The sequence below is a fragment of the Megasphaera sp. DISK 18 genome (assembly GCF_001682955.1).
Taxonomy (GTDB): domain Bacteria; phylum Bacillota; class Negativicutes; order Veillonellales; family Megasphaeraceae; genus Megasphaera; species Megasphaera massiliensis.
The window spans coordinates 1-10,811 of record NZ_LUGJ01000047.1; the positions used below are offsets into that span (position 1 = coordinate 1).

The 10,811-nt window shown below is 48.3% G+C and carries 15 protein-coding genes and 1 pseudogene; 3 read left to right on the forward strand and 13 right to left on the reverse strand.

What is annotated here, in order from left to right; translation table 11 throughout:
* Positions 1 to 298 (forward strand): annotated as a pseudogene (locus A0U42_RS11660) (flavodoxin family protein); the annotation flags it as partial.
* Between the two features lie 63 nt (positions 299 to 361).
* On the opposite strand, the gene A0U42_RS09755 reads toward A0U42_RS11660, so the two are convergent.
* The 9 genes from A0U42_RS09755 to A0U42_RS09795 form a co-directional block, all read right to left on the reverse strand.
* Positions 362 to 1,543 carry an iron-containing alcohol dehydrogenase gene (locus tag A0U42_RS09755; protein WP_065360811.1) on the reverse strand — a complete coding sequence of 394 codons (1,182 nt, stop codon included), beginning with the start codon at positions 1,541 to 1,543 and terminating at the stop codon, positions 362 to 364.
* Between the two features lie 163 nt (positions 1,544 to 1,706).
* Positions 1,707 to 2,006: a hypothetical protein gene (locus tag A0U42_RS09760; RefSeq protein ID WP_065360812.1), complete on the reverse strand. Its 300-nt coding sequence runs from the start codon at positions 2,004 to 2,006 to the stop codon at positions 1,707 to 1,709.
* A gap of 135 nt (positions 2,007 to 2,141) precedes the next feature.
* Positions 2,142 to 2,444: a hypothetical protein gene (locus A0U42_RS09765; protein WP_065360813.1), complete on the reverse strand. Its 303-nt coding sequence runs from the start codon at positions 2,442 to 2,444 to the stop codon at positions 2,142 to 2,144.
* 85 nt (positions 2,445 to 2,529) lie between these two features.
* A complete protein-coding gene (locus tag A0U42_RS09770) occupies positions 2,530 to 2,832 on the reverse strand; it encodes a hypothetical protein (RefSeq protein WP_065360814.1) in 303 nt (100 codons plus the stop codon).
* Positions 2,833 to 2,924: 92 nt separating this feature from the next.
* Positions 2,925 to 3,227, reverse strand: coding sequence for a hypothetical protein (locus tag A0U42_RS09775; protein ID WP_065360815.1), 303 nt, complete (start codon positions 3,225 to 3,227; stop codon positions 2,925 to 2,927).
* A 184-nt stretch (positions 3,228 to 3,411) separates the two neighbouring features.
* Positions 3,412 to 3,861: a carboxymuconolactone decarboxylase family protein gene (locus tag A0U42_RS09780; protein WP_083122522.1), complete on the reverse strand. Its 450-nt coding sequence runs from the start codon at positions 3,859 to 3,861 to the stop codon at positions 3,412 to 3,414.
* A gap of 10 nt (positions 3,862 to 3,871) precedes the next feature.
* Positions 3,872 to 4,291, reverse strand: a complete 420-nt coding sequence (locus A0U42_RS09785; protein ID WP_065360816.1) for a cupin domain-containing protein — start codon at positions 4,289 to 4,291, stop codon at positions 3,872 to 3,874.
* A 26-nt stretch (positions 4,292 to 4,317) separates the two neighbouring features.
* On the reverse strand, positions 4,318 to 4,818 hold the full coding sequence (locus A0U42_RS09790) for a flavodoxin (protein WP_255304163.1): 501 nt from the start codon (positions 4,816 to 4,818) through the stop codon (positions 4,318 to 4,320).
* A gap of 2 nt (positions 4,819 to 4,820) precedes the next feature.
* On the reverse strand, positions 4,821 to 5,024 hold the full coding sequence (locus tag A0U42_RS09795) for a hypothetical protein (protein WP_065360822.1): 204 nt from the start codon (positions 5,022 to 5,024) through the stop codon (positions 4,821 to 4,823).
* Positions 5,025 to 5,527: 503 nt separating this feature from the next.
* Between A0U42_RS09795 and A0U42_RS09800 the strand changes: the two genes are divergently transcribed.
* Positions 5,528 to 6,433: a LysR family transcriptional regulator gene (locus tag A0U42_RS09800; protein WP_065360818.1), complete on the forward strand. Its 906-nt coding sequence runs from the start codon at positions 5,528 to 5,530 to the stop codon at positions 6,431 to 6,433.
* Positions 6,434 to 6,553: 120 nt separating this feature from the next.
* Here the strand turns inward: A0U42_RS09800 and rpmF are convergent, their stop codons facing one another.
* Genes rpmF through A0U42_RS09815 form a run of 3 tightly spaced genes read right to left on the reverse strand, consistent with a single transcriptional unit; the run spans position 6,554 to position 8,979 of the window.
* A complete protein-coding gene (rpmF, locus tag A0U42_RS09805) occupies positions 6,554 to 6,739 on the reverse strand; it encodes a 50S ribosomal protein L32 (protein ID WP_044504966.1) in 186 nt (61 codons plus the stop codon).
* Between the two features lie 36 nt (positions 6,740 to 6,775).
* Complete coding sequence (locus A0U42_RS09810) at positions 6,776 to 7,282, reverse strand: DUF177 domain-containing protein (RefSeq protein WP_044504967.1); 507 nt, start codon at positions 7,280 to 7,282, stop codon at positions 6,776 to 6,778.
* Positions 7,283 to 7,317: 35 nt separating this feature from the next.
* Positions 7,318 to 8,979 (reverse strand): nucleoside kinase, encoded by a 1,662-nt coding sequence (locus A0U42_RS09815; RefSeq protein ID WP_065360819.1) that lies wholly within the window; start codon positions 8,977 to 8,979, stop codon positions 7,318 to 7,320.
* Between the two features lie 195 nt (positions 8,980 to 9,174).
* Here A0U42_RS09815 and A0U42_RS09820 point away from each other — a divergent pair, with 195 nt between their 5' ends.
* Positions 9,175 to 10,200 carry a hypothetical protein gene (locus tag A0U42_RS09820; protein WP_065360820.1) on the forward strand — a complete coding sequence of 342 codons (1,026 nt, stop codon included), beginning with the start codon at positions 9,175 to 9,177 and terminating at the stop codon, positions 10,198 to 10,200.
* A gap of 77 nt (positions 10,201 to 10,277) precedes the next feature.
* Here A0U42_RS09820 and A0U42_RS09825 read toward each other — a convergent pair whose 3' ends face one another.
* A complete protein-coding gene (locus A0U42_RS09825) occupies positions 10,278 to 10,694 on the reverse strand; it encodes a SoxR reducing system RseC family protein (protein WP_044504970.1) in 417 nt (138 codons plus the stop codon).
* Between the last annotated feature and the right edge of the window lie 117 nt (positions 10,695 to 10,811).

The window sequence follows — 10,811 nt, forward strand, 5'->3', positions numbered from 1 at the left end:
CTTGACGGGTAGCAGTTCAATCTATACCATGAACGTCACGGAAGAACAGGCGAAAGAATTCCACCTGCCCCAAAACATAGAAGCTCAGGAAGACTTTGCCCACCGCATTCTCGGCATTCCTCCGAAGACCCTTTGGGCCTACGATACACTGCAATTCAGCGATTACTCGAAATATGAATCGTCGGTCTTCTCGGAAAGCGACAAGAAAGCTTACCAGGAAAAGGCCGGCCCCATCTGTCTGAAACAGGCATATGATCTGGGCCAAAACCTCGTACAGAATACACCAAATAACCTCTGATAGAAAGGGTTCGCATGAAACAACAACTGTCATGCGAACCCTTTTTTAGTCGATAGTACTGATTTATGCCTTGCGGTTCAGGCTGGCTTTGAAAATATCAATAAGTTCTTGGCGGTCCAGTTTTTTATAGCCGCCACGAAGAATCATGGTGACGTCGGCAATGCCGTCGAGCATCGATTCGTCAGCGCCTAAGTCGCGAATCGACAAGACGACGCCGATTTCCTTCATCCAATCTTCCATGCGGTCGAGGCCTTCGCGGGCGATCTGTTCATCCGTTTTGCCTTCAGGCTGTACACCCCATACATTTTCAGCAAAGCGTTTAAACTTCGGCAGGCCGTACGGAAGAATATGATGGTAATACGGCAGGGTCACGGCCGACAAGGTCATGCCGTGCGTCGCATTGGTATAACCGCCGACAGCCTGGCCCATCATGTGGACCATCCAATCTCCGGGTTTCCCGCAGGACAGGAGGGTATTCAAGGCCCACGTAGCCGACCACATAATATTGCTGCGAGCTTCGTAATCCTTGGCATCTTTGATGGCAATGCGGCTGGAATGGATGACCGAGCGGAGCAGGCCTTCGCTGAGATAATCACTGGTCGCATCGTCGGTGCCGGAGAAATACTGCTCACAGATGTGGCAGAAGATATCGAACATGCCGGCCTTCATCTGATAATCCGGTACGGTCATGGTATAGAGTGGATTGAGGATGGAGAACTTCGGCATGGCGTCGGAACTGGCAAAGACGTGACCGATTTTCTGCTTCGTTTCGCTGTTGGTAATGACCGAGCCGGCGTTCATTTCCGAGCCCGTACCGGCCATGGTAAGGACACAGCCCAAGGGCACGATAGGACAAGTCGGTTCTTCAAAGCGGATAAAGTATTTATCCCAAGGATCTTCGTCGCAGTGAACCGAAACGGCTACGGCTTTCGTGTAGTCACAGACAGAACCGCCGCCGACGGCTAAGAGGAAATCAGCCTTATGGCTGCGGGCAATTTCAATACCTTCGTATAACTTTTCAAGCGTCGGATTGGGCATGACCCCGGAAATTTCAGCGACTTTCTTACCATTCTTCTGCAAAATATCCATGATATCTTGGTAGACGCCATTCTTTTTAATAGAACCGCCGCCATAGACCAGGACGACATTTTCGCCATAATTCGGCAATTCCTTATTTAAAAAGTCTAAGGACTCGTCCCCAAAATAAAGTTTCGTCGGATTGTGGTACGCAAAATTTCCTAACATCGTTATTTCCTCCTTTTTACCTTACGAAAAAACATAAGTTATCCTCAATAAGGAGCATCATTTCTACGGCACAAACAGCCTGATGCTATCTATCAAAACCAAGGGCTGAGCCTGATGGTTATAATAATTTCAAAGGTGTACCCTAACTGTACACTATCTGTTATTAATTGTCAAAAGCTGGAGCGGCATCGAAGTCACGATTTTCGCTGTACTGAACGGAATCAACGCTCTTTACAGCAGCCGGGACATCGAGATTAATGGCGGCATTATAATCTCTGTTTTCGCTGTAGCCGCGAATATCATCACTCTTAGAAACAGCCGGTACACTTAAATTGACAGCGGCCTGATAGTCGCCGTTTTCGCTATACTGAACAGAGTCAGCCGAAACGAAAGCGGCACCGCCGGCTAAGGACATAGTCAAAACTAAAGCCGATAATACTTGTTTAAAAAAGTTCTTTTTCATAATAGGTCTCTCCTTCTATATAAAAACCATTGGATGCTCCAAGTGGTTGGATTTTTCTAAATCTATGTACACTCGTTGTTACGAGATAAGTAGTTGAAATTTCTTAGTCGATCAATGCGTCTTGCTGTAAAGCGGTTAGTTGTTGTCGAAAGCAGATGCTGCAACGTAGTCACGATTTTCGCTGTACTGAACGGAATCGACGCTCTTTACAGCAGCCGGGACATCGAGGTTAATGGCGGCATTATAATCTCTGTTTTCGCTGTAGCCGCGGAAGTCAGCCGTCTTGGTCACAGCCGGTACACTCAGGTTAACAGCAGCCTGGTAGTCGCCGTTTTCGCTATACTGTACGGAATTAGCCGAAACGAAGGCAGCGCCGCCAGCCAAAGACATTGTTAAAACCATTGCCGATAATACTTGTTTAAAAAAGTTCTTTTTCATAATAGATCTCTCCTTCTATATAAAAACCATCATTCGCATGGTCAGAATTTTCTAATTTTATAATATATCGTTTTATGCAATCACGTTAGTTGTTGTCGAAAGCAGATGCTGCGACGAAATCACGATTTTCGCTGTAGCCGCGAACATTATCGCTCTTTACGGAAACCGGTACGTTGGTGTTGATGGCAGCCTGGTAGTCACGGTTTTCACTGTAGCCACGGAAGTCAGCCGTCTTGGTTACAGCCGGTACATTCAAGTTAATAGCTGCCTGATAGTCGCCGTTTTCGCTATACTGAACGGAGCTCGCCGAAACGAAGGCAGCGCCGCCGATCAGGGACATGGTCAAAACCATATCGGATAATACTTGTTTAAACATTACTTTTTTCATCTTTTTTATCTCCTTTTTATCTAAAAACCAATGGCCTGCTGCCGAGTGGTTGGAATCTTTTCAATCTATATGAACTCGTCGTTACGAGATTATTAATTTTTCTCAAAGGCAGAAGCTGCAGCGAAGCTTCCATTTTCACTAAAACCGCGAACGTCAGCATGCTTTACAGCAGCCGGTACGTTTTTATTAATGGCGGCCTGGTAGCTTCCGTTTTCGCTGTAGCCGCGGAAGTCGGACTGCATCGAAGCCGTCGGTACCGTTTCGATAACAGCTGCTTTGTAATCACCATTTTCATTGAACTGAACCGAATCGGCAGAAACGAAAGCGGCGCCGCCGGCCAGGGACATCGTTAAGACCATAGCTGATAATACTTGTTTGAACATTCCTTTTTTCATAATTTTTTCTCCTTTTATGTAAAAACCATTACTAATTAAATATCAATATCAATCTTTAGCATGGTTGTATTATACTCCACATTTCGAGATATATCAATATTACAATGGATTGACTTTTGAACTTTTTTCTTAAAATTATTAATGGTAATTAATAATTACCATTAATAATTAAGAAATCTTTCTTTTACTGATCACCGTAGACTTCCTTAGCGTAGGCAAATGCGGCCCATGCTTTCGGCCATCCACTGTAAAAAGCGAGCTGGGTAATGATTTCAACCATTTCATCTTTGGTCACGCCATTTTTCTTGGCCGTTTCCATGTGGAACTTCAAAGATGAATCGACAAGGCCTTGAGAAATCAAGGCCGAAACGGTGACGATGCTCCGTTCTTTCAAAGCCAGGACATCGTTCTTACTCCAGACTTCGCCGAAAAGGATGTCATCATTATAGCGGGCAAAATCCGGTGCAAAATCCCCTAAACGCTGGCGACCGGCAGTCTGGACAATTTTTACGGCTTTTTTAGATTGTGTATCGTTGCTCATAGCATAGGCTCCTTCCGTTCCCATAAACAGCGTTCCGGCCAGCAGCATAAAGCTCAAAGCCAAAACCAATTTTATATATCCTTTAATAACCATAGCCACCGCCTTACGGAAGCTGATTATAATCGGCTTCGGAAACGGCTTCGCACCATTCAGTGCTCGTATCCTTACCGGGGACTTCAATGGCCAGGTGCTGGAAAGCACTGTCTTTGGCGGCACCATGCCAGTGTTTGACGTTGGCCGGAATGTTGACGACGTCGCCGGGATGAAGTTCCTGGGCCGGTTTGCCCCATTCCTGATACCAGCCGCGGCCAGCCGTTACCAACAGCATCTGGCCGCCGCCTTCTGAGGCGTGATGAATGTGCCAATGATTGCGGCAAGCCGGTTCAAAAGTAACGTTTCCGACGATGACTTGTTTCAGGGACAGCATATTCAAGTAACTCATGCCGTCAAAATACTGTGCATAATCTACGTTTTCTCCGCCAACAGCAAAGATGCTGTTTTTCTTGAGCTCTTCTAATGTCATGTGAATGCCCTCCTAAAAGCTTGCGCCTATTTACTGTATTTCTGTTTAATATCTTTAATCCAGCGGTCGATGTCGCCGGCATCGCTTACCAGGTCGCTGCCGCCGCTGCTGTCAAACTGAATTTCCATGGACGGTCCGAAGGCAGCGCCTTTGGCGGCCTGTTTCATATCCTTGATGACGTGTCCCGGCCAGCCGCCGTTGGTCATAAAAGGAATGACCGTCTTACCGGTAAAATCGTGATCTTCCAAAAAAGTCTTCACAGCAGGCGCCATGGTGTACCACCAGGTCGGCGTTCCGACGGCGATGACGTCATAGTCTTTCAGGTCGTAGGAAAGCTCCCGGATTTCTGGTTTATAGCCCTGGTTTACTTCGCGCTGGCCCTGATTGACGACGTCCATATAGTCGCCTTCATAAGGTTTCACCGTTTCAATGCGGGCTATGTCGGCGCCCGTCGCCATTCGAAGTTGTTCGGCAATCTTTTGCGTATTACCGTTCGACCAAGAATAATAGACAACTAATGTTTTCATAATCAGCCTCCCTTTTTTAACTGATGCAGTAAGTAATCGAGACGGTCCAGTTGCTGCTGCTTGTCATGGATCTTACTCAGCAGGTACCGTCGGTACTGACGCAAGTAAAGGAAGCGCTGTTCATCGTCGGTAAGTCTCTTGTACTGTTCAATACAGTCCGGTGAGCAACCGACATCGACTAAATCCTTCCATGATTCTGTTTCCATCGTCATGGCCTCCCTTCTTGCCTGTCTTACAAGGACTTATCTTAGCAGACCCTCCTTGAGATGTAAAAAGCTTATATCTTATTTCCAGACATACGCTTCAGGCATGTTTCTTATTTCCAAACATTTCCATCAAAAACTTTCGATGAAAACGAATTCATCTCTCGACGTGTATAACGCCTGTCCCTTGGGACACTCTTATCTTAACAATAATTATCAGGAATGTAAAAGTGTTATATTCAATACCTAGACATTCTTTAATTGTATTTCAAAGTGTTCCAGGAATCCGATTTCCCATCGCTTCCCTCAAAAACTTACTGACGGACGCGAATACCTTGCTCAACGTTTCGAACTCCTGTCCTTGGGACACTCTTATCTTAACAAAAGCAGTTAGGAATGTAAAAGTGTTATATTCAATATCTAGTCATTCATTAAATGTATTGCAAGGGCCATAAAAAAATCGTATACTAAGAGTAATACATTATGTCATATGCGAGGAGGTAGCTATGGAAATACGAACGTTGGAATACTTTTTGGCCGTCGCCAGAGAAGAAAACATGACCGAAGCAGCAAACACCCTGCACATTACCCAGCCGACCTTATCACGGCAGATTGCCGATCTGGAACAGGAACTGGGAAAACAACTGTTCATCCGGACCAACCGCAATACCACGTTAACCGAAGACGGCATCCATCTTCGTCAGCGTGCCGAAGAAATCCTGTCTCTCGTCCGCCAGACCGAAGCTGAAATCAGCGATGACCAAACCGATTTAACGGGCTGCATCCGCCTCGGTGCCGGGGAAACGCGGATTGCACACTTTTTAACCGATGCTTTTACGGACCTCCACCTCCAGCATCCACAGGTCACGTGCAACCTCTTTACGGGCAACGCCGACATCGTCGAAGAAAAACTATCCCACGGTCTGATCGACTTCGGCTTATTCATCGACCCCTTCGATGCGTCAGGCTTTGAATCCATCGCCCTTCCTGAAAGAGACCAAGTCGGCATCATCACCAAAAGTGACAGTCCGTGGAGCCATTACAAGACCATCACTCCGGACATCATAGCCGACATGCCCCTATTAATATCGTCGCGCCGAACGAATCATTCCTTCGATTTTGAAACCTGGTCCGGCGGCACTCTCAAACAAGAGAATCTGAATATCGTCGGTTCTTTTGACCTCATCGGAAATGCCTCTTTTCTCATAAAAAACGGCTTTACCAATGCCATGGCCATGTCCGGCCTCTACCATCAGCAAGCTGAAGACCTCCTGTACATCCCCTTAGAGCCGGCCCGGTACCTTTCCTGCGTCGTCGCCTGGAAAAAATACCAGCTCCTGTCCCGAGCCTCAGAAGCTTTCTTAAAATCCCTAAAAAAACAGGTCGCCGAGTATAAACCGGCCAAGGCCTGATTCAATGACGCCGTCGGCCTTTCAGGCAGATATCAAAAGACAGGCTTCCCCTATAAAAAAGCACACAAAAAAGCCGGTTCATGAATCCATGTTCATGAACCGGCTTTTTTATGTACAACCTTATTCGGCCGTTGTGTTGTTGACAACCTGTTTGCCTTTATAGTAGCCGCAAGTCGGGCATACGTGATGAGGCATCATTGCTTCGTGGCACTGCGGGCATTCTACGAAACCCGGTGCTGTCAATTTCCAGTTTGCGCGACGCATCTTCTGACGAGTCTGGGATAATCTGTTCTTTGGTACTGCCATGGTCTGCACCTCCTTAGATCACATGGTACGTTATTTCTAGCGCTCTTCTTTGGATCGTAATAATTGAGCCAAGACGTCGAGTCTCGGATCAATATTGTCGGTAGGACAACTACAGGGTCCGTCATTCAGGTTTGCACCGCACTGCGGACAAAGTCCCTTACAGTCAGGCCGGCACAACACCCTCATAGGCTCGCTGAGGATCAACGTTTCTCTAATTGTCTCCGTCAAATCGATGTATTCCCCATTGTAGGGCAATACGTCCTCTGGAAGCCCTGCTTCCGTACCATAGACTTCAGACAGTGTTTCATTCCGATCCACCAATACCGGTGACAAGCATCGGCTGCAGGTGTAGCCGCCGGATACCCGTATGTTTCCATGTACAACGATATGATTGCCATCGAATCCATACGTCCCGTCGATCGCTACTGTGGCATCTTTCCAAGGAAATTCGTCCACATCACCCAGTTCGGCAGCCGGACATTCAAAAGAGAAGGGAAATGACTTCCCCGCTTCTTTTAGTGCTTCTTCGACTTGTAGTTTCATATTTCTACCTCGACTATACTATTATATCTATCTGACTAGGCTTTGTCAATTCTTTTTTCAGGCCCGATAAATTCCCGCAAGAGGGAGTTTCGCGGTACGACCGACGCGTCGACGGCCTTAAAAGGACGCAGGAATTTCAACAGTCGCTGGGCCTCGGCATAGTGGACGCTGTCTTTTTCGATTGATTCCAATAAGGGTTCGGCATAAGGTTTCAGGACCGACAGTTCATAAGGCAAAGCTGTATTGAAAATCTTGTCGGCATCTTCCTGATAGGGGTAAATGTTTTGTTCTTCGCCGCGACGGACGTCGGCCCAGATATCCATGGTCGCCATGGGACCGCGGTCACGGAACTGCTGATCCCGCACCATGCGGCGGATGATGCGCGTATCCGACGTAGAAATCCGGTTGTGGTCGTTGATCCGGATCTGGGTCAGGACGCCTAAGGAGATCTTTACCTTTTCATACCGCGGCAGCATATAGGTCAGGGAATCATTCAAGGCGTGGAGGCCTTCTACGACGACGGGCTGCCCTTCTTCCAAGGTAACCGGCGCATCATCGAAGTAGCGTTTCCCGGTGACGAAGTCAAATCGAGCCAGCTTAACGGCCTTGCCTTGATTGAGATCATCGATCTGCTGATTGAACAAGGGGACGTCGATGGCCCGAAGGGATTCAAAATCATAACTGCCGTCGGGATTCTTCGGCGTGTCTTCCCGATTATAGAAGTAGTCGTCAAGGGAAATGCCCAGAGGCCGCAGGCCGTTGACCCTAAGGTGGGTCAGTAAGCGCTTGCAGAACGTCGTCTTCCCGGCCGACGAGGGCCCGGCGATGAGGACGACTTTGATTTTGGGACGGCGGCTGACGATATAGTCGGCGATCTGGCCCATTTCCTTTTCCTGCAGGGCTTCGGCGACGTCGACCATGTCCTGAATGGTACCGTTTTCAATATAATGATTTAAATCATAGACGTATTCGCAGCGGACGATACGGCCCCATTCTTCAGCATCTAAAAAGAGACGGGCCATCTTGGGGATTTCCTTGTATTCCGGAAGTTCATTGGGATTGCCGACGGTCGGCGTTTCCAAAATGACGCCCGGCGCATAAGGACGCAGGTTAAAGCAGGTCAAATAGCCCATACTGGGAAGGAGTGGGCCCATGTAGTAGTCAAAGGTCGGCCCGCACTGATAGGCCAGGATATGGGTGACATCGACGTGCTTAAGGAGTTCTGCTTCCCGCTCCATATTGCGGTTGCGGCACATGGCCATGGCCGTTTCCGTACTGGCAATGACCTGGGAAATGCCTTCGTCCTGGTCGACAATCTCATGCATCCGTGTCTTTATCATTTCCACGTCGTGGAAGGTGACCGTATGGCCGATTTCCAGTTCGCAGTACAAGGCTTTTCGCAGGGCATGCTTGACCAGCACCTTGCCGTTGGGATAGAGATCGCTGACGGCGCGGACCAAGAGCAGGATGGCCGTCCGTATCAGGCATTGATTGCCTTCCATCGAATTAATCGGCAGCCAGTCGACATCGCCGTCTTGATCTACTTTCGTCTTGAGGCCGACACATTCATTATTATAGAGGGCAGCGGCAATGGGCATATCGCCTTTCGGGCCATATTCCTCGTAAACCTGCTGCAGCGTCGTTCCTTCTTTTACCTGGTAAGAAGTTCCCGACTTCACATCCTGTAAGGTAATCACAGGCATCAACCTCCCTTTCTATCGATGATGATGCTACCATTATAACATAATTTGAGACTTCCTGGCATTTTAACCCCACCGGCTTACCAAAAGAGAAGATTTCGGACAAGAAAAAAGGGACGAGGCTAACTCCGACGGGCTATCTATGGTATAATGAGAAAATAAGGTTTTACCCTGCCCTAGAAAGGATATGCTATGAGAAAAAGAGTACTGACCCTGTGGGACGGCAAAGTAGTTCTGGCCTTGCTCATCCTTGCAGGCTGTATCATAACCGCCTTTAGCGCCTACCGCCAGATTTATGTGAAGATGCCCGATTACGCCGCCAAGCAGATCATCCGCTCCGTCCAGGACGGCGACGTCGAAACCTTCAGCCGCTATGTCGACCAAGAAGCCTTGACGGGTCAATTCTTTGATGCCCTTATCCTGCATAAGACGGCCCGTGAAGATCAGTCCCTGGTCCTGAGCGTCATTCATTCTCCCCTGCGTTCGGCCTTCGTCTCCGCAGCCGACCTGTATATTACCTGGACCCTGGCGGGAAACACCGATAACGAGCAGTACAACACCGTCGCAACCAGTCTCCGCAACACCTTGAAAAGCGCCGGCCTTTCCATTCCGATTTCTGGATGGCACCTCGATTCCGCCGACTGGAGCCATGACAATACGGTCACCTTTATCCTCTACAACGAGCAGCTCGACGCCTCCGTCCCCTGCACGGTCACCATGGAAAAGACGCCGGACGATACCTGGCGGATTACAGGCCTTGCCGATGCCAAGGGCTTTATCAGTGACCTGCAAGCCGTCATGAACCATGAACTCGACGCCTACAATAGACCGGTCCGGCAAAAAATAGACGCCCTATTGACCCTTCAAAATGTATCAGCCAAACTCGTATCCGACCAGGACAAAACCTTTCTCCGCCTGAGTTATACCCCGGTCTTTCATCAGGACCGCGAACAGATCGCTGTCATCAAAGCCGTCTATACCCTGCGCCGCAAGAGCGATAACGCCGTCCTCTATACGTCGCCCCTGCGACTGTCAACGTCGGCTGAAAGGAGCACCTATGAAAGTCAGTTTCTCCTCAATCCGTTGATTCCTTCGCAGTATGCCCTCATCCGTTCCGCCAATATCGACGATACGACGAGCATCTTGGAAGTCACGGCCATCACCCTCAAAGACGGGTCGGAGCTGGCCATCGAAAATGACTTGCCGCAAAGCTACTGAATGACAACCGATATACAAAAAATCGCCCGCCGTGGAAGAAAGATGTTTCCATCGGTCGGGCGATTTTCAGTATGACCTTAATAGCAGATTTCAATAATTTTCGGCTTAGACGATTCTTCTTTTGACAGCGAGCGGTCGAAGAGTTTTACGCCGACAGCGCCGATCATGAAACCGATGACACCGCCGATGACAGCGGTCTGAACGGTATCAAAGCCTTGGGACAAGGCCAGGAAATGACCGGCAAAAGCACCGGCAGCACAGACGAGCAGCGGCATGACAAAACAGATAAACGCACCGATGACGATATTGACATCGCGGAATTCAAAGCGGACGTGCTGCCCTACTTTGACACCTAACGGATCGACGGCCGTAACGACAATATTGTCAGCCCCGTCACAAGCGCCGCAGGCGATACAGTCGGAATGGCGGCCAACTTTGATTTCAGCGCTGCCAGCTTCTTTTATAGCGATAATGGTCCCTTCTTCAATCTTCATAAAATCCCCTTCTTTCTGACCTTATTATAGCATGGGTTATTTTTTCAATCAATACTATTTTCGTGTACATTAAATAGAAAATAGGAATACAAAAAAGGGTTCTATAATAAATGTTGG